The sequence below is a fragment of the Candidatus Epulonipiscium viviparus genome (genome assembly GCF_030708075.1).
In the GTDB taxonomy this organism is placed as follows: Bacteria; Bacillota; Clostridia; order Lachnospirales; family Cellulosilyticaceae; genus Epulonipiscioides; species Epulonipiscioides viviparus.
In genome coordinates this window covers 2,967,693-2,987,037 of sequence record NZ_CP117982.1, presented here as the reverse complement: position 1 = coordinate 2,987,037, position 19,345 = coordinate 2,967,693, and the positions used below count along the sequence as shown (strand labels likewise).

The window sequence follows — 19,345 nt, the reverse complement described above, 5'->3', positions numbered from 1 at the left end:
TATTAACTAATACAAAAAAAACCTCCGCTATGAGAGGTTTCAATACATTTTATATAATTTGTGTATCCTTTAGCCACGCAACGCATGGACTATTCAATTTTATTTCATGTTTCAAAATTGCTTCGTAGAGATTTTTTTTTGTTACAGCATAAGCAGGATCATCATATAAATTATTATTGTTCAACGGATCTTTTTCCATATCAAAAAGCAAATTTTTGCCGTCGTGTCTAAATCCTGCAAATATTCCATCTTTAATAATGGCTGTAAACCGAAATGCATAGCCCGTCAAATACTGAACTCCATCCCAATTTGAATTATCTCCTCGTAGAAGCGCCGTGGCATCTTGCCCAACATCGCAACTCGTATTCTCCACTTCTGCAAGTGACGCTACAGTTCTTAACATATCTATCGCAGAAACGTAATCAGTAATTCTCGTATTGGCGGTAATTTTTTTAGGGTACCTCACAAAAAACGGCACATGATTTACTTCAGGATACAACTGTCCTTTTCTCCACAATCCGTGCTCTCCCATATACTCGCCATGATCTGTTGTAAACACTATGATAGTGTCGTCCAAAATACCTTCATTTTCGAGACTTTGTAATATTTTCCCAACATTGTCGTCTATACAGCTAACTTCTCCGTAATACAACGCCATCCATTTTTTTGCAGCTTCTCCATCGCTATTGTTATCCGCAGTTTTATAGGTGCCCTCTGGTGCCCATGGCGCATTCGATTTATAAAAGTTTTCTGGCAAAATGATATCTGCTGGATTATACATCGATGCATATGGCTCGCGAACTGTTACCGGTGTATGCGGATCGGGGATACTTACCATATATAAAAAGGGCCTGGTTTTGTCACGAGATTCGATAAAATTTATGGCGGCCTTGGAGAGCACATCGGTAGTATACGTATTTTCGTCGCCCACCTTATTAACCCCCGTCAGTTCATCTGTTTGCGCAACTGTCAACTTGCCGTCCACCGCCACAATACTTTTCCAGTGACCTCTGTTATACATATATTTGCAACTGTCAAATCCTCGCGATTCTTTCGATGTCATAAATCCTGGCTTCGCATCGCCGTTTAGATGCCATTTTCCTGCATAGCCAGTTTGATAATCAGAATCCTTAAACACTTCTGCAATCGTTTTTGCGTTATCATATAAAAAATTGTTATTATGCGTGCAACCATGCTGAATTGGATATAGCCCTGTTACAAATGAGCCGCGAGATGGTGTACACACGGCAGTTGGCGTAAAAAAGTTTTCGAAGATAGCCCCTTCCGTTGCAATGCGATCGAGGTTTGGAGTCTTGAGATTCACAGCTCCCAATGCGCTAATACTTTTTCTGGTTTGCTGATCTGTCATGATAATTAAAACATTTGGATTACTCATAGTGTACCTCACTTTTCTTTATATTACTGTAAAATTTTATCATGGATTCGTTTCAATGTCTAGTTTTCATACATCTGCTGCACATATGGACTGGGTACAATTCGCTCCAAGAATGTCTGGAGACTCCGATGGCACCTTCATTCACCCCACCGATGATACTTATATGTATAGCTTCTCAGATCGGCATTTCTGCTGCGAGAAGCTTTTTTGCTTAAAGATTATATAATTGAGAATATTTCGTTGTGTAATATTTTATGATCGGTGCTGCGTCCACAGTTGCTCCACAGGTATCTTTAATGATTTCTGCTGGCGTTTTAGTTTTGCCATATTGATGAATATTTTTGGTAAGCCATTGAGTGATTTTGCTGATTTCGTTGTTGACGAGTATATCGTCTATGCTGCCCAGCTCTTTTTCTAGTCTTTCCAAAAATTGACCTCCATAAATATTGCCTAACGTATACGATGGAAAGTATCCAAATAAGCCTGCCGGCCAATGCACATCTTGAAGCACACCTTCCTTATTATTGGCTGGTTCCACTCCCAAGTATGCTTTCATTTTATCGCGCCACGCCGTCGGCAAATCTTTTACTGCCAATGTGCCATCAAATAGTGCCTTTTCTAACTCAAAGCGAATTATAACGTGCATATTGTAGGTTAACTCATCTGCTTCTATTCGTATTAGCGACGGAAATACGCTGTTGATTCCTTTATAAAAATCGTCCACTGAAATATTTTGGTATTGCGAAAAACACTCCTGCAATTTAGAATAATGAATATTCCAGAAGTTTTTGTTTCTTCCTATAATGTTTTCATAAAATCTAGATTGACTTTCGTGAATTCCCATTGAAGTCCCTGAATTTAAGGTTGTACCTACCAAGTCCTTGTTGATATGCTGCTCATATATTGCGTGTCCACCTTCGTGCAAAATGCTAAATGCTGATGGTCGAATATCTTCCTTATGGTAATGTGTGGTAATTCTAACATCAAACGGTGCATTTCCAGACGAAAACGGATGCTCTGTTTCTCCCAAAACTCCCGAATCTAGGTCATATCCAATAACGTTCATCAGATAGTTTGCAAACTTTTGCTGGTCTATCTTTTGAAATTCACCATTAAATCTAGTGTCATCAAATTTGGCTCTCTTCGCGATTTCTTCTATTAGAGGTACGGTTCCGTCTCGTAGCTGACTAAATATTTTCGCTATTTTTTCCTTGTCCATACCTTTTTCAAAATGATCTAACAATGCGTCATATGGATCCTCGCCTGGATTTGTATAGCTTGCTGTCTCTTTTGCAATGGATATGATCTCTTCGAAATACGGAATCATAGTCTCAAAATCATTTGCATACTTTGCGGTTTTCCACTCATTCTCCGACTTGCTTGTTACGATTGTTCTGCGCTTTACCAATTCTGGTGGAATATTTTTATCGCGATCGAAGTCCTCTTTGAGTTTTTTTACCATCACCTTCGAAATGTCGTCGAGCTGAGACATATTGGTTGGCTCTGCCAGCTTCGTCAAAAACTCATCCGTTGCTTTCGATGTCCACAATTTAAACGATTGATTTGAGAGTTGCGTCATTGAATCTATATGTGCTTCTATACCATTCTTCGGCATAACAGTTTGCATATCCCAATACAGTATGGCATTTGCATGGTTCAAATTTTCAATTTCTTTTAAATGTTCTTTAAATTCCGTTAAAAGTTCCATTGCTGTACTCCTTATCATAGGCTAATCTTTAGGTACCGATGATATCATGATCATTTGACAAAAATCAAGGGGATAGCAAAAAATACACATTTTATACGCTTTATCCCTTGAAATTATTTTGGCTATACTATAGACTTACAAAGTAGTTTTCAAATTGAAGCATAGGAGGTCTCTTATGAGTGGGTTTAGTAGTTTTATTAGTAGTATTTTGAGTGGTTCTTTTAGTGGCTCTGGCAGAAGACGACACAGCAGCCATCACGGCAGAAGGCACTACAAAAAAGGTAGCATGTCTAGCCTTAGCGATTTGATGTCTGCTATGTTTAGTTCTCATTCTTCGTTTAGTCGTTCTCATGGCAGAAGAAGACGCGGCTCTGCTAGTTCATGGTGGTCTTAGACAAATTGAGGGCTAGTTGGTATGATAAAAAGCATCATCTAGCCCTTGGAGATACCATTCAAAATTATACGTTGATTAAACAAATTGGCGAAGGACGCTACGGCAAAGTTTACCTCGGCATTAACGATACTACAAAAGTGATTATCAAACAACTAAAAAGAGAAGCTTTTCTTCGTTCTCCCGAAAAAATAAAATTTGAATTAGAAACACTCAAAACTATTGCAGATTTAAAAGATCCTCGGTTTCCTGTATATTTGGGACGATTTAAACTAGAATATGTACGTGGCTTTATATTCGATTTTAAGGAAGGCGACAGCATCGAATATTTACTATGTCACAAAAAAGTTAGGTATCACAAACCAGAAATACGCGAGTTTGCACTGCAGATTTTGGATATGCTAGAGGTATTGCATTCTAAAAATATCGTCCACAAAGACATACGGATTCCAAATCTGATTTTACACAAAGGAAAACTTTCGCTAATAGACTTTGGATTAGCACGCTTTATAGATAATAAAAGGTATAAGACTGAATTAGACTTTTGGTACTTAGGCGATTTTATAATTCATCTCCTTTATTATGTCTATGATACAGCACCAAAATCTCTGGTAGATAAACCTTGGTATAAGCAATTGGACCTAACTGCTCAAGAACTATATTTTTTGAAAAGACTAATGCGAGTTGAACGAAAAACTCATCCTAAGTATGAAACAGTTGCTCAAATACGAAACGATTTACTCTCAGGTGAGATTTTTTAGGATGCTATTTGCCAGTGTGAGGTCATGTTGCGTCGTAATCTTGATATTGAATGCCTCACCTGCAGCAATCTTTACGCTCTTGCCTTGTAAAATCAATATTTTTGTTGCATCAGTTAGATTTGCCTTCTGTGCTGCTGTCAACTTCGAATAACACTCAAGCAGTAAATTTATACTAAACGTTTGCGGGGTTTGGCATTGATACATATTATCTCGAATTGGAACCTCGCTAACACTTTGCGCATCTCTAGAGACCAAGATTGTATCTATGGCTTTAATCGCGGTGGTTACCGCACCAAATTTGAGAGCCATTGCTATGTTTTCTTCTATTATTGCAGATGTAATGAATGGTCGTGCCGCATCGTGAGTGAGACATATATCATCTTCTTGAATTCCAAAATTATTTTGAATGAAGCGAATTCCGTTCATTATAGTTTCATTTCTTGTCGTACCACCTTCTACTACAACAACTCGCGCAGTATCACCAATGTACTGATCAACAATCTTTTGAGTATGCTCTATATATTCAGCGGCAACCAATACCAAGATTTTATTTATATCTCCACAAAGCAAAAACTTTTCTATTGAATATATAACAATAGGCTTATTTTGCAGAGACAAAAACTGCTTTGGCAACTCGGTTTTGCCCATTCTACTACCTGCTCCTCCTGCTACCACTGCTGCGTAAATCACATTCATTCCCCTTTCATCGAAACAAGACTCATATTATACTGGCATTATAACCTAATTCAAAAAATTCTATACACTATTTGACAATTTTTTTTTACTGATGTTATAATGTATTTTTAATTTAAATATGGAGGCAAAAATGAGAGCATTAATTAGTGTATCAAACAAAGATGGAATTATAAAATTTGCAACAGAACTGGCAGAAATGGGAGTAGAAATTATTTCTACTGGAGGCACATACAAAACATTAAAAGATGCGGGGCTCGATGTGTTGGAAGTTGCTGAAATTACCGGATTTAGAGAATGCTTAGATGGTCGAGTAAAGACATTGCATCCGCTAATACACGCCGGCATTTTGAATGTACGAGATGACCAACATCATCAACAGCAAATGAAGGAGATGAACTTTCAGAACATAGACTTTGTTATCGTAAATTTATATCCTTTTAGAGAAACTATTCTCAAAGAAGATGTAACATTAGCAGAAGCAATCGAAAATATTGACATTGGCGGCCCCACAATGCTTCGTTCTGCTGCCAAAAACTCAAAGGATGTAGTAGTTGTTGTGGACCCCGCAGATTATCAGACTGTCGTTGATCAAATGAAAGAAACCAACGAAGTAAGTATGGCAACTAAAGCGCATCTTGCTTATAAAGTTTTTTTGCACACAGCAAACTATGACGCAATGATTGCTAGATTTTTGGGAGAACAACTAGAAAGCAAAGAAGATTTTCCCGAAAAATTAACCTTAACTTTCGAAAAAATCCAAGATATGAGATACGGCGAAAACCCTCATCAAAAGGCAGCTTTCTATAAGGAAATAGGTTATACCAAAGGCACTCTCGCAAACGCAAAGCAAATTAATGGCAAAGCACTTTCTTATAATAATATCAATGATGCCAATGGCGCACTTGCCCTCCTTCGAGAATTTGATACCACAGCCGTTGTGGCCGTAAAACATGCGACACCTTGTGGAGTTGGCACCGCAAATAATATATACGACGCTTATGAAAAAGCTTATACATCAGACCCAGTTTCGATATTTGGAGGCATTGTGGTGTGTAATGGCGAAGTGGATGAACAAACTGCTACCAAAATGAATGAAATATTCTTAGAAATAATAATCGCACCATCTTATACCGCAAAAGCAAAGAAACTATTTAAAAAGAAGAAAAATCTACGAGTACTGGAATTGCCAGACATTCTGTATTCGCACCCACATACTTTGGATATGAAAAAAATAGACGGTGGCTTAATTATACAAGAAGCCGATCGCTGCTTATTTAATGATGATGAAGAATTTACAGTTGTTACCAAAGTTGCTCCTACTGCAACGCAAATCGAAGACCTCAAATTTGCTTGGAAAATTGTTAAGCACGTAAAATCCAATGCAATTACACTAGCCAAAAATGGCATGAGCGTTGGAATTGGTGGCGGTCAGGTAAATCGAATCTGGGCAACGCAACAAGCAATAGCTCACGCAGAAGAATTTGTAGGTGGCGCACAAGGAGCCGTTCTGGCATCCGATGCGTTCTTTCCATTCGATGACTGTGCCGAAACCGCGATTAACGCTGGAGTCGTTGCTATCATTCAACCTGGCGGATCTATTCGCGATCAAGATAGTATAGATATGTGCGACAAACACGGAATAGCCATGGTCTTTACAGGAATGAGACATTTCAAACATTAAGTATTAGGTGAGCGAAAATCTCACCTTTTTTTATTCATCTAATTTTAAGACACTCATAAAAGCAGCTTGTGGAACTTCTACATTTCCCACCTGACGCATACGTTTCTTCCCTTCCTTTTGCTTTTCTAACAACTTGCGCTTACGACTGATATCTCCGCCATAGCATTTCGCAAGAACGTCTTTGCGCATGGCAGAAATAGTTTCGCGTGCAATAACCTTATTTCCAATTGCAGCTTGGATCGGAATTTCAAACAGATGCCTCGGAATTTCCTTGCGAAGCTTTTCGACGATTTTGCGTCCCTTAGCCACGCTGCTACTCTCATGAACAATCAGTGACAGCGCATCTACCATTTCCTTATTTACCAATATATCTAGCTTAACTAGCTTTGACTCCTGGTATTCATTTAGCTCATAATCAAACGAAGCATACCCTTTGGTACGAGATTTAAGCGCATCAAAAAAGTCGTATATTATTTCGTTTAATGGCAACTCATATGACAAGACTGCACGTGATTCTTCTATATATTCCATTTCCAGATAGACTCCTCGCCTCTCCTGAGCCAAGTCCATAACAGCCCCGACATATGCCGCAGGAACCATTATCTTTGCAAGAACCATCGGCTCTTCCATATATTTTATATTTGACGGATCGGGCAAGTTTGCCGGATTTGAGAGATCTATCACTTCTCCATTGGTTTTGTGTACTTTATAAATTACGTTAGGAGCCGTTGTAACCAAATCCAAATTATATTCTCGCTCGAGACGCTCTTGTATTATTTCCATGTGCAACAATCCCAAAAATCCACATCTAAATCCAAATCCCAACGCAACAGAAGTTTCGGGTTCAAAACTCAAGGCAGCATCATTCAACTGCAGCTTTTCTAAACTATCTCTTAGGTCCCCATACTTTGCACCATCGGCTGGATACAGTCCACAATATACCATTGGATTTACTTTTTTATATCCTGGAAGCGGCGTAGTTGCAGAGTTTATAGCATCCGTAATCGTATCGCCCACGCTTGTGTCCTTTACATTTTTGATACTAGCAGTGACATATCCCACTTCTCCAGCTTCTAGCGCAGTGGTTGGCCTAAATATTCCCGCACCAAAATAGCCCACTTCTACAACCTCAAACTCCGCTTTGGTTGCCATCATCTTGATGCGCTGCCCTTTGGTAATTCGACCTTCCTTCACTCTACAAAAGACAATCACTCCCTTATATGAATCAAAAAGCGAGTCAAAAATCAGAGCCTTAAGAGGAGCATTGATATCCCCAATAGGAGCGGGAATTACCTTTACAATTTGTTCCAAAACATCTTCTATATTCACTCCATTTTTGGCAGAAATAAGAGGTGCGTCGGAGGCATCGAGGCCGATTATATCTTCTATCTGATGTTTTGCTGCCTCAGGATCTGCGCTTGGCAAATCGATTTTGTTTATTACTGGCATAATTTCGAGATCTGCTTCTAATGCCAGATATACATTGGCTAGCGTTTGCGCTTCTATTCCCTGCGCCGCATCTACAATCAGGATCGCCCCTTCACATGCAGCAAGACTGCGCGAAACCTCATAATTAAAATCGACATGTCCCGGAGTATCTATAAGGTTAAAAATATACTCTATGCCGTCATTAGCTTTGTATATAAGGCGCACAGCTTGAGATTTTATGGTGATGCCTCTTTCTCTTTCTAGATCCATATTGTCTAGTACCTGAGCTTGCATCTCCCTTTCTGTGAGAGTCCCAGTCATTTGAATTATGCGGTCGGCCAAGGTACTCTTCCCATGATCTATATGTGCAATAATACAAAAATTTCGTATTTTATTTTGTTGTGTCATTGTAATTCCTTTCAGGATAATTATTTTAACCAAATATATCATAGCAACGATTTTTAATCAAGCCCTTTGCAATTTGGTAATTTTTTGTTAGAATAACTTATTTAGAAAGGAGATGCGTTATGACTATACGAAAAGCCACATATGCCGATTATGAGATTATCGCAAAGTTTAATTTAAAATTGGCAGACGAAACAGAGAGTAGAGTATTAGACGAGAACATTTTGACCAAAGGTGTACAGTTTTTATTGCAGCATCCAGAGTATGGGATATATTATGTTGCAGAAGTGAATGGACAAGTGATTGGACAATTGATGTGTACATTTGAATGGAGCGACTGGCGATGCGGGTTATTTTATTGGATTCAGAGTGTGTATGTTGATAAGGATTATAGGAGACAGGGAGTGTTTTCTGCTCTATACGCTACCGTAAAAACCATCTGCGATACAAACAAAGATTCTTGTGGAATGCGGTTGTATGCAGAGGTTGAAAATACCGTTGCCCATAAAACATATTTACACTTGGGAATGAATAAGTGTCATTATAATATGTTTGAATACGAAAAACAATCTAACTTTTAATTTCTAACGTTTTGTATGGCGGAGTGGGCTTTATAATAATTTCGCTTGCATCTAATTTTGGTAAATCCACATCATGATTTGCAAGACGCTTTTCGATCCATCTATTACAAATCAAAATAATTAGTGCAACTATAGGGCAAGCAATGAACATTCCAACAGCACCTGCTATTTCGCCTCCTATAGTTACGCTTGAAATAATCCAAAACGGCGTAATGCCAAGTGAATCTCCCAAAATTTTAGGCCCCAAATATAGTCCATCAAACTGTTGTAATGCCAGAATAAACAAAGCAACCATCAATGCCGGAATCCAGCCTACAAACATCGTAATAATTACCGCAGGAATGCCTCCGATAAATGGTCCAAAATATGGGATCATGTTGAATATCCCAACAATTAATGATAGCAACAAAGCATATGGATTCTTCATTAACCACAAGCCGACAAAACAAATAACACCTATGATACAAGAATCTAATGATTTACCCACAAAGAAACGGATCATCATAAAGTGAGCTTCTTTCATTAAATCAATGAACTTTTGAGCCTGATCTTTATTAAATAACGCATATACAAAACGCTTTCCGCCATTAACAAATGTTTCTTTTTGGCTTAAAACATACATCGCTACCATAAACGAAATAATAGCGTCCAAGAACAGAGTAGTGATATTCACTGCACTCGAAATCAATGTCGAACTGATCGCATCTATCCAGGCTATCAACCAATCAAAAATCGTATTTATGTTGATAAAGTTAAACGCTTCATTTACAACATCCTGCGGAATAATAGTAATGTTTTGCGAAATATACGCTTCTGCATTATTAAGAAATTGGGTTATTCTGTAAATATTAGCTTGTATATTTAAAATTACCACTCGAATATTCTCTACTAATTGTGGTCCCAAAACTATAATAAACAAATATATCGCTCCAAAAAAAGTTAAATATACAACACCGATCGATATGCGTCTAATTCTCTTGCTCTTTTTTGGAGTAGTTGCCTTTAGCATTTTACACAAATGCCGCTCGAAAAAATTCATTGATGGATTCATTAAATATGCAATGATAAATCCTACAACTACAGCTGAAAAAATTGATTTAAACTCGTCGACACTGTTCCATATATCTGGCATAAAATTATCTGTACTTGACGATACTCTATATATTAATATTGAACAAGCAATAACAAAAATAATATATAGTGAAATTTTAAAGTATTTCATATCTAGAAATTTTTTCATAGATTCACCTCCTAAAGTTCAGTATATCATAAAAACTATATTTTGATAAGAGTATGCAAACAAAAAATTAAAAACTGTAAATAACCATTGACATTTATAATATATAAGCTATATAATTTTTCTGTATATTGTTATTATTTCCCAAAAATATTGATTATATACCGCCTACACTTTTAAATTGAAAGGAAAATATTATGAACAAAAAATTAATAGCATTAACTTTATGTGACATATCCTATATTTGTGACCGGAAAGCTAGATATCGACGCGCACTGGGACACTTATGTTGCCGAACTAAATAATATGCCCTTGCAAATACAACGATAGATTCTGTCGCCGATGCAAGGGCCAATTTAATTACCGAATTTCGATGTCTACTATTGCAAATATTCCAGCTGGAACCGTTACTTCAAATTTGCCATCAACTATCGGATAAACTTCTCCTGACAGAATATTAGTTGCAGCAACGCCTTCCATATTTTGTAAAATTACCATTGCCACACTCTCTCGCGGGCTTAGATAGTCGCTATCTATCAATGTCACTCGATAATGAGTTTCGTCCACCGCGACAACCGTCCAATTCGAATTTTCTACTCTAATAGGCAGTTTCTTTGCTTGCTCCTCTAACTTTTCAACAACCACATCCTTATATTCAACGGCATTGTATTGCTTCCCATCTTCATCGTAAAAATACTTTCCATCGGTAATTACTCTGTCCGCAAAGCGCGATCCTTCTATTGCGATATCTTCAGCGATGTGGGCAACCATTCCATACGGATTTTCTGGCAAAAAGTTGACTCTTCGATGCGTTACTCCGTTTGCATAACTCGAAAAATCGTATTCTTCGATCTTTGCACCTCCCCAATATTGATCTAGTCTATCGAATGCAGATGGGTCGTGCTCTCCAGTTGCCTTAAAATCTGCAATATAGTTAATGTTTGTACTGCGAGATTGAAATTCTGGATCCACTTCAGACTTCCAAGCGAGGGCCAATCCAGACAGTGATGCCAAATCATCTTTGCTAGGAATTAGCAACGAGCCGTTGTCTATCATTTTATATACGACTGCTAATTGATCATATGCTGTACCGCCACCGTTTTGAAATGACTTTGCACCGTTGGAGGCCTCATGGACCATTGCACGAATATAATGCGACTGAATCATCTGCATTCCATTTTGGAACACTCTGCTATATGATGTGTTATCTTCTACCTGTCTAGAACCCCAAGTTTCAAGGTCTGTCGAAAGCCACATCCCCACTCGAGCTGCAGAGCTGGTTTCTTGCATTCTGCCGTTGGACTCTTCCATTCCCGGTACAAACGGTGCGGCATACTCGCTTGTAAACGCACTTCTCCAAGGCTCCGCATTCGCATCAGCCGACCAGAACATTCCCTTATTCCTAAAGAATATTTTGGTTTGTGCACCAGTTTCTATAATTACTTTTCCCAACGCATTAAAGAGATTGTCGACCAAATATTTAATTTCTGGAGAATTGTGCCCCAGCTCAGGGTAAATCAACATTTTGCATGTGGTCGGCGCAGCCTTGATAACCTCTATCAACGTTGAAACACTAATATAAAATGGATCGTTGCCATGCCCGGCCCAAATCGAAAAATCGATATCCCGTTCTTCATATGACTTTGCGGTACTAATAATTTGCTCTGCAGAAACCGGAGAAGTTCGACGTTTGTCGCTCTTTGCTGCCCAAAATTCATCCAATACCGCATCGCGGTCAAAATCTTCATAATAATTCCATGGCACTCCCGGAATCTCCATCGATGAAACAAAATCTATAACCCCATTTGGCGAAAGCAATACTTCGTACGTTACAGTATCATCCTCCGGAACTTCTGCAACCACGTCGCTATTCGTTTTGGTTTGATACTTCGGCATCACAAATTCCTCCACCTGCTTATTGAGCTCGATCAGATTATCTATCACCTCTTGCAATCTCCCGGTCTCCTCGATCGCTTCCACTAGCGCAAGGTTTGCCTTAGACTTAAGGTCGATAATCTCCACTGTATCGCCACCAGAATGCGTACCAATCAGATACAACTTGCTAGTCTCATTATCTACAAACGCTGTGTTAAAGCTGTCCATTGCAGTATAAACTTCTTGCAACTCGAGGTCATAATTTAGCGTAGTTACCTGGTTGCCAAACTGGTTTAAGATGTATGGCTCTGCTGCATCGACATTGGTAAGAGTCCCCATTCTGTATCCCCGATGAATTACGCGAGTATCGGTTTCTACCAACGATTTGTATAGCGTCCCATCGGCATTCACCGCTGTAATATCGCCGCATTCGCCGTTCGCACCTTTTGGCAATACGATCTCTTTGGTACCATCGCCATCCAAATCGATTGCATCAAAAATACTCATATACGTACCCTTAGCTTTTAGCGCACTCATCGACGTTTCCCAAAGTGGTTCACTGATATCTGCAGGGTCGTAGTGTTTTAACACATCTACAGCTCCAACATGCGAAGTTCCTATGCCTACAACAGTTTCGGGGCCGCCTTCAGTTAGCTGAACCGTCTTGAGATTTCGAATTAATACAGACGTTTTGCCCTGGCTAGTTTGCATTTGAGTTGTTTGAATCATCTCTCCTTCTGCCGAAAGCTTATGAATCAACTGATCCGCTCCTCCACAAAATACGTACGGCGTGCCGTCTACAGTCCTTGCAACAGCCACGGTATACAGCGGTGCTTCTGTCTTGTATTCCCATAATTTGGTACCATCTGCTGCTATTGCAGTTAGCATCCCATCCATAGAGGCCACAAAAAGCTCGTCAGTGCCGTCCCCATCTACATCTTCGGCTACAATCTGTGTCACAGCGGCATCATCTACTTTTACTCTCCATTTTGCATCGTTTCTGAAATCATACGCAAGCACCAGGCCATCGTATGTGCCCGCAACAAACCACTTCTCGTTCGCAACAGCAAATGTAGTTCCCGTAAAAATACTCTCGCCAGTCATAAAGCTAGTTAACCCAACCAATTCCACTCCAACAACAGTTTCATTGTCATTATTTTTGAAGACCACGGTTTCTGCTATTTCAAAATTTTCTAAAGGCGTAATAGTAATCGCCAACGTAGTGTCTTGTGCGCCCTTAATTTTCATCTCAGCACCAAGGCTAATTCTTGCGATATCTGGCGTGATGGCAGCAGTAGACATGACGTACGCCTTCTTTGCCACCTCTAGACCTCCTTCTACATACGAATTCTTAAAATTTATTACATCTCTATTACCAGAATGTGCGACAATCTTGCCTGTCACCGTTACGTTTTCTAACGTGATTTCTCCATTCATCACGCCTTCGCCGATCACTAAATCTCCTGCAATCACCTGGTCCTTGATTATTACGTTGGGCTCATTCACTATCATATTATCCATTTGCGCTTCCACCTCCGTTGCATATGCTTGCGTGGTCGTTGCTGCTACAGTTGCGCATAACATCGATACTGACGCCAAAATCTTTTTCATATCCATTCCCCCTTTTTTAATTATTATAGAAGCCCTTACCAGGGTAGCAAGGGCTTCTTTGAATTATTTAATTTCGATATCCACAAATGCAAATGTTCCTGCAGGCACCGTCACTTCGAACGAATTTCCAGCATAAGTTTCGCCGGTCAGAATGTTTGTCGCATTTAAAGCGGTGTTGTTCTGAACCGTCACTGTCGCAGTTCTCTCTTTTGGTACGATGTATCCGCCATCAAATAAGCTTACGCGAATATGAGTATCATCAACTTTTGTCGCAACCCATGCAACCGTATTCTCCTCACTGCTTACAATTACAGGCAACTTTGCTGCGGATTCCGCCAACATTTTTTCTACCTCATCCTTATATTCAATTGGTGTGAACGCTGCTCCAGATTCATCATAGAAGAATTTTCCATCCGTTTCTACCGTTTTGGTAAACATTGGATCTTTTGATATATCATACGTATTTGAGAAGATTGGCACCAATCCATATGGGTTTCCAGGCAAAAACGAAGACATTCGTCTATCCACGCCATAGCCATAGTTTGAAAAGTCGTGTTCTAGAGTAGGCGAGCCACCCCAATATGCTGCAAGCCGTTCGAATACATATGGCGTAGTTTCATTTGGATCAAATCCGCCCCCATCATGACCTCCCAAAGTAGACTCAAAAAACGCTGATTCTGGCTCGCGCATTGCAAGCGCAAAGTCTGTGATCGAAAGCAAGTTGTCTTTTTCACCAGGAATCAAAACTCCAGCATTTATCAACTCGCGTACCAATTTGTCATAATGAGTATTGGTTTCTGGAATTGGTGTAGGATTAACATTTTGAAATTCCTTTGCGCCGTATGCAATTTGATATGCAAAAGCTCTGAGAAAATGTGATTCCACTTGCTGATAGCTCCACATCTGCTGCTTATTATAATCACTTGTATCTTCTATCATTCTGCCGCCCCAAGAACCGACGCCATCAGATAACCAAAGTCCAACCCTAGAAGGCAAGCTCACCTCTGCTGCACGGCTATTTGTTTCTTCCATTGCCGGAATTATAACATCTTTATAATCACCATTTAATAGTTCTTGCCATTCAGGGGTATGTGCATTAGACGTCCAGAACATATTTTTGTTTCTAAATAACATCGTCGCATCACCATGTTCTTGACAATATTTCGCTGCCTCCTTAAATAGATTATCAATTACGTAACGCATTTCTTCGGAAGTTCCGCCCAATTCAGAATATATAAATGTTACGTGTACATCTGGCGCCGCATCAAGAATCGCCTTATATGTCGATGGTGCTATATAAAACGGGTCGGTTCCATGCCCTACCCACATTCCGAACGACTGTCCGGCAGCGTTGTGGGCAGCAGCTTGTGCGACCATTTCTTCCACTGTCATATTATACGTTTTTCTATCATCTTCTTTTGCAGCCCATTCGGGTGCCAGCTCAGCCTCGCGCCAATCTCTAATTTGTGACCACGTCGCATATGCCGAATATTGCATAACATCCTCTTCGCTAGATCTATACGTATCATCTGTGGTGCTTATATAAATTTTGCTTTCGGTAGGTGTTTGATAGCTCGGCATCTCAAAGTTTGCAATTTGTTGCTCTAGAGTTTTGATGTTATCGATCACCTCTGAAATGTTGCCCTCGTGCGTGATGCTCGCAAAGATATCGCCCCAGTCATCATCTTTCATATCAATTACACGAATCACATCGCCACCAGATGTATCTCCCGCTAAGTAGTATAAGCCTGTTTCGCTATCAAACTCACCCCACAAAAACGATATGTACTCTAGTTTCCCATGAATTCCGGTGCGCTCATACTTTGTATCTGCAGTATCTCCAGCATTTGGTGGGTCATATTCTACTAAAAAGCTAGCACTCATATTTACAATAAATGGCTCTTCAATTCCCTCACCGGCCACAAACGAAATGTTACCCATTCTATATCCACGATTTGGTAATTCTTCTGGTCTTCCAATATTATAAACCACTTTTCCGTTATGGTCCAAAATACCAATTCCACCCGAATCTCCAGCAGCCGGTGCAAACATTATCTCGGCATCACCGTCGCCATCCACATCTGCAACATCCATCTCGCCATTTAACAAGCCCTTCGGCAAATTTTTGAATGCTGTCTTATTGATTTTAGTATCCCAAACCACCGTCATAGTTGCAGGATCAACCATCATGCAATCGTAATTATACTTATCGTGCCACTTGTACGGAATTACAACATAGTCTTTGCCATCGCCATACATATCGCCTGCTTTGATCTGAGAAATTGCATAACCTGAGTGGGTCTCTTTAGGTTCTGCAACAACACTGTGATCTATATAAAGTGTGTCTGCAACAGCCCCGGTCTCTCCATCAAATTTATATAAGTAGTGATCGATTCCTCCTGCCATAACATATGATTTTCCTGCATCCTCAACGACTGCGGCGGCATATAACGCACCTTCTGCCTGATAAGTCCAAAACTCTTTGCCATTTTTATCGAGCACGTGAATGCTTCCATCATAGTAGGTGATGATTGTTTCGTCGAATCCATCGTTATTCAGATCCGCTGCGATGAGCTCAGACGGAAAGAAAATAGATGGGCGCGATTCCCACATCAATTTGCCATCGCTCGTGTATGCGACAATCGTACCATCATATGCGCCTCCGACAACACCTCGTTCTCCATTGCTAAGTGTAAGCGGAAATACGTAATAAATATTATGACCCGTTATTATTTCTGTAACCTTTGCATTCAGCTCGTCATTTCTCCAAGTTTCTACTCCAGCTGCTGTTGCAATTGCAGCCTTTGCTTCGTCAAGAGTCAACGTTGCTTCTGCGGCATAAGCAGCACCTCCCATCATTGCTAATGCCATCATTGTAGCAAATACTTTTCCAAATTTTTTCATTAAAACTCCTCCTTTTAGCGATTTTCACAATCTCAACCTTTGACTGCTACTATAATAATTGTAGAATCAAATTCATATCATATACTTATTTTATACTAAGTTAATCTAATTTAAGTTGCCTTGTTTATAGTTTCTTAATAACATTAACATATAAATATTAAGAAGTGAATCGCTAATATTTGTTCAAATCGTCGTATTTTGTATCATATAGCTTAAACAGAAAATATCGTCTATTTTGTAAAATGCCCCTTGTAATATAGCAAGCATTCAGCATATTATATTACTAAATATTTTATATTAGAGGAGAACAATTGTGCTACATTTAATTTATGTAAAGAAAAAAATAAATACTTCAATTATTAAACGTTTTACTGGCAACACCCTCTCCACCGACGATTTAATGCTAAAAACATTGACAACAGAAAATTTGGCCGATTTATTAGAAGATCATAGAATGATTAGCCTAACCGAACATATTTACGCTCCATATACTTTTGATTTGTTGAGTAGCAGCTTAGAAAAATCTTTCGAATACTATTTATATACAGAAAACAGCAAACACGAACCTTTAGCTTCACCTAAATACAGATTTTCTTATCGAAGCCCATATCTAAGTTATATATACAATAGTTTATTAGATAAGAAAGATATTGGTAAGCTAGAATTGAACGATACTGATGACACAAATATAAATATAGTATTTTTTATACATGACTGTAAATATACAATAACAGAATATTTAGATCAAGGCAAAATCATAATTTCTTATATAGATAATCAATATACTTTACCTCTAAATAACAGCTATAGAGATGTACCAAAATCGGATGTAGGCACTGTTATTATGTTTGGAAGCGATGTCCGCGAATCAAATAAATACGAAATTATCGACTATATTGACTATAGAATATATTTTGCACACTGTAATTCTAGCGTTGCCGCGCCTATTTTTTCAGTTTCTACGCTATGCGTGTTGTCAAGAAAAAGATTTCAGCACTCTGCTTTTATATATACCGAAAATGTTAGCATTGTTGCCAGAAACGACAATACGTATATGGCTATACATGCAAATCCACTATTTGTAGAAGTGTATGTATATGACAATGTCGATGAGGACCTACCTATTTCCATGCAAAAAAATAAGCTAGCAGAGCAATTATCACTTACGGTAGGCCCAGAGTTAGATACGTATATAGCTAATATTTTTCGTGATTTGTCACACAATGACCTGCTCAATATTCTCTAATAGTTTTTTATAGCAAAAATATATCCCCCTAAATAATTAGGGGGATTAAATTTTTACTTATCCAATGCCGCAATAGCGACAGTATTTAATAAACTCCAAGGTTTGTTAAAGTGTGGCTGGAAGAAAAAGTCTACAACTGCCAACTCTTCAACCGTCATTTTGTTTTGAATAACAACAGAAAGAGTATTCATATATTGTGTTAAATCTTTATCACTGATAATTTGCCCACCCAAAACTCGTCTAGTCTTTTTATCAAAAACCAACGTGATAGTTGCAGGTTCAAATGTTGGCATAAATTCGGCTCTGTCGTTGTCAGTTACTTGCACACACCCTGCGTCTATACCAGCGGCCTTCGCACCTTCTTCTGTTAATCCTGTAGATGCAATGTTTAGGTCATAAATCTTGATACCAGAAGTACCTTGAGTTCCGAGATATTTAAGTTTTGGCCCAACTAAATTTCTAGCAACAAGCATGCCCATTCTCACCGCGTTAGTTGCAAGCGGAATATATCTTTCTTCATCAGTAGGATTATAAGAAACGACGCAAGAATCTCCAGCTGCAAACACATCTTTAACGCTAGTTTGCATGTACTCATCAATTATGATAGCGCCATTTGGCAGCATATCAAGTTGACCTTTAACTAGATCTGTATTTGGTCTAAATCCAATACATAAAACCACAAGATCTGCTTCGTACGAATCTTTATCAGTTACAACTTTGCTAACTTTTCCTTTAGCGCCTTCAAATTTAACAACTTTTTGACCAAGGGCAAGATTAACACCATGAGCCTTAAACGTTTCTTCTGCTTTGTCAGTGTAATATTGATCCAAATATTTATTCATAATTCTTGGCACCGCATCAATTAGGGTTGTATTTTTTCCTAGCATCTCAAATGCCTCTGCCAGTTCTACCCCAATATAGCCCGCGCCAATAACTACAACATTCTTAGCATCTTTTGCTTTTGCAATAATTGTTTTTGAGTGGTCGTAGTTTTTAGACAGCAAAATATTTTCAAGATCCCCGCCTTCAAATTTTGGAACAATCGGCCAAGATCCAGTTGTTATAATTAATTTATCAAATGTATCTTCAAACTCTTTTCCAGTCTTCAAATCTTTTGCTTTTAATTTTTTAGAAGCAATGTCAATTGCTAGTACTTCTGTTTGCATTTTAGTACAAACTCCAAGTTCTGCTAGAGCAGCTGGTGAGCTATAAAATAATTTTTGAGCATCTGGCACAACCCCTGCCACATTAAGAGCGATACCACAAGATAAAAACGAGATATTGTCATTTCTTTCATAAACTGTAACATCTGCATCTTTATAGAGCGCCTTTATATTCAAAATTGCTGCTGTTCCTGCGTGTGTACATCCTACTACTGCTACTTTCACTTTAATACCTCCAACGTTTTTATAAATTTCCACGACT

Annotated in this window: 13 protein-coding genes; 5 read left to right on the top strand and 8 right to left on the bottom strand. The window is 38.8% G+C overall.

All coding sequences use genetic code 11. The features are described 5' to 3' along the window. Positions 1-49: 49 nt before the first annotated feature. Together PCY70_RS12705 and PCY70_RS12700 are read right to left on the bottom strand one after the other, a co-directional pair. The gene (locus PCY70_RS12705; protein WP_305767656.1) at positions 50-1,396 is read right to left on the bottom strand and encodes a sulfatase-like hydrolase/transferase; all 1,347 of its coding nucleotides are present in this window, start codon (positions 1,394-1,396) and stop codon (positions 50-52) included. A gap of 211 nt (positions 1,397-1,607) precedes the next feature. Further along, on the bottom strand, positions 1,608-3,104 hold the full coding sequence (locus PCY70_RS12700) for a carboxypeptidase M32 (protein ID WP_305767654.1): 1,497 nt from the start codon (positions 3,102-3,104) through the stop codon (positions 1,608-1,610). Between the two features lie 175 nt (positions 3,105-3,279). On the opposite strand from PCY70_RS12700, the gene PCY70_RS12695 reads away from it, so the two are divergent. Together PCY70_RS12695 and PCY70_RS12690 are read left to right on the top strand one after the other, a co-directional pair. Continuing rightward, a complete protein-coding gene (locus tag PCY70_RS12695; protein WP_305767652.1) occupies positions 3,280-3,498 on the top strand; it encodes a hypothetical protein in 219 nt (72 codons plus the stop codon). 5 nt (positions 3,499-3,503) lie between these two features. Continuing rightward, positions 3,504-4,256, top strand: coding sequence for a protein kinase domain-containing protein (locus tag PCY70_RS12690; RefSeq protein WP_305767651.1), 753 nt, complete (start codon positions 3,504-3,506; stop codon positions 4,254-4,256). On the opposite strand, the gene PCY70_RS12685 is transcribed toward PCY70_RS12690, so the two are convergent. Further along, positions 4,239-4,946, bottom strand: a complete 708-nt coding sequence (locus PCY70_RS12685; protein ID WP_305767650.1) for an IspD/TarI family cytidylyltransferase — start codon at positions 4,944-4,946, stop codon at positions 4,239-4,241. The genes PCY70_RS12690 and PCY70_RS12685 overlap by 18 nt on opposite strands. 136 nt (positions 4,947-5,082) lie before the next feature. On the opposite strand from PCY70_RS12685, the gene purH reads away from it, so the two are divergent. Continuing rightward, complete coding sequence (purH, locus tag PCY70_RS12680; RefSeq protein ID WP_305767648.1) at positions 5,083-6,633, top strand: bifunctional phosphoribosylaminoimidazolecarboxamide formyltransferase/IMP cyclohydrolase; 1,551 nt, start codon at positions 5,083-5,085, stop codon at positions 6,631-6,633. Between the two features lie 30 nt (positions 6,634-6,663). Here purH and lepA read toward each other — a convergent pair whose 3' ends face one another. After that, complete coding sequence (gene lepA / locus PCY70_RS12675) at positions 6,664-8,469, bottom strand: translation elongation factor 4 (RefSeq protein ID WP_305767647.1); 1,806 nt, start codon at positions 8,467-8,469, stop codon at positions 6,664-6,666. A gap of 119 nt (positions 8,470-8,588) precedes the next feature. Between lepA and PCY70_RS12670 the strand changes: the two genes are divergently transcribed. Further along, the gene (locus tag PCY70_RS12670; protein WP_305767645.1) at positions 8,589-9,047 is read left to right on the top strand and encodes a GNAT family N-acetyltransferase; all 459 of its coding nucleotides are present in this window, start codon (positions 8,589-8,591) and stop codon (positions 9,045-9,047) included. On the opposite strand, the gene PCY70_RS12665 is transcribed toward PCY70_RS12670, so the two are convergent. The 3 genes from PCY70_RS12665 to PCY70_RS12655 form a co-directional block, all read right to left on the bottom strand. Then, positions 9,037-10,287 carry an AI-2E family transporter gene (locus PCY70_RS12665; protein WP_305767643.1) on the bottom strand — a complete coding sequence of 417 codons (1,251 nt, stop codon included), beginning with the start codon at positions 10,285-10,287 and terminating at the stop codon, positions 9,037-9,039. The two genes, PCY70_RS12670 and PCY70_RS12665, sit on opposite strands and share 11 nt — an antisense overlap. A gap of 357 nt (positions 10,288-10,644) precedes the next feature. Next, complete coding sequence (locus tag PCY70_RS12660; protein WP_305767641.1) at positions 10,645-13,770, bottom strand: PQQ-binding-like beta-propeller repeat protein; 3,126 nt, start codon at positions 13,768-13,770, stop codon at positions 10,645-10,647. 63 nt (positions 13,771-13,833) lie between these two features. Beyond that, positions 13,834-16,674: a PQQ-binding-like beta-propeller repeat protein gene (locus tag PCY70_RS12655; RefSeq protein ID WP_305767640.1), complete on the bottom strand. Its 2,841-nt coding sequence runs from the start codon at positions 16,672-16,674 to the stop codon at positions 13,834-13,836. 313 nt (positions 16,675-16,987) lie between these two features. On the opposite strand from PCY70_RS12655, the gene PCY70_RS12650 reads away from it, so the two are divergent. Beyond that, a complete protein-coding gene (locus PCY70_RS12650; RefSeq protein ID WP_305767639.1) occupies positions 16,988-17,920 on the top strand; it encodes a hypothetical protein in 933 nt (310 codons plus the stop codon). Between the two features lie 53 nt (positions 17,921-17,973). Here PCY70_RS12650 and PCY70_RS12645 read toward each other — a convergent pair whose 3' ends face one another. Then, positions 17,974-19,308, bottom strand: a complete 1,335-nt coding sequence (locus PCY70_RS12645) for an FAD-dependent oxidoreductase (RefSeq protein ID WP_305767638.1) — start codon at positions 19,306-19,308, stop codon at positions 17,974-17,976. Between the last annotated feature and the right edge of the window lie 37 nt (positions 19,309-19,345).

Excerpts from the sequence above, each read along its gene's own strand:
- PCY70_RS12705 (WP_305767656.1), bottom strand. The coding sequence starts at position 1,396 with ATGAGTAATCCAAATGTTTTAATTATCATGACAGATCAGCAAACCAGA.
- PCY70_RS12700 (WP_305767654.1), bottom strand. The coding sequence starts at position 3,104 with ATGGAACTTTTAACGGAATTTAAAGAACATTTAAAAGAAATTGAAAAT.
- PCY70_RS12695 (WP_305767652.1), top strand. The coding sequence starts at position 3,280 with ATGAGTGGGTTTAGTAGTTTTATTAGTAGTATTTTGAGTGGTTCTTTT.
- purH (WP_305767648.1), top strand. The coding sequence starts at position 5,083 with ATGAGAGCATTAATTAGTGTATCAAACAAAGATGGAATTATAAAATTT.
- lepA (WP_305767647.1), bottom strand. The coding sequence starts at position 8,469 with ATGACACAACAAAATAAAATACGAAATTTTTGTATTATTGCACATATA.
- PCY70_RS12670 (WP_305767645.1), top strand. The coding sequence starts at position 8,589 with ATGACTATACGAAAAGCCACATATGCCGATTATGAGATTATCGCAAAG.
- PCY70_RS12665 (WP_305767643.1), bottom strand. The coding sequence starts at position 10,287 with ATGAAAAAATTTCTAGATATGAAATACTTTAAAATTTCACTATATATT.
- PCY70_RS12660 (WP_305767641.1), bottom strand. The coding sequence starts at position 13,770 with ATGAAAAAGATTTTGGCGTCAGTATCGATGTTATGCGCAACTGTAGCA.
- PCY70_RS12655 (WP_305767640.1), bottom strand. The coding sequence starts at position 16,674 with ATGAAAAAATTTGGAAAAGTATTTGCTACAATGATGGCATTAGCAATG.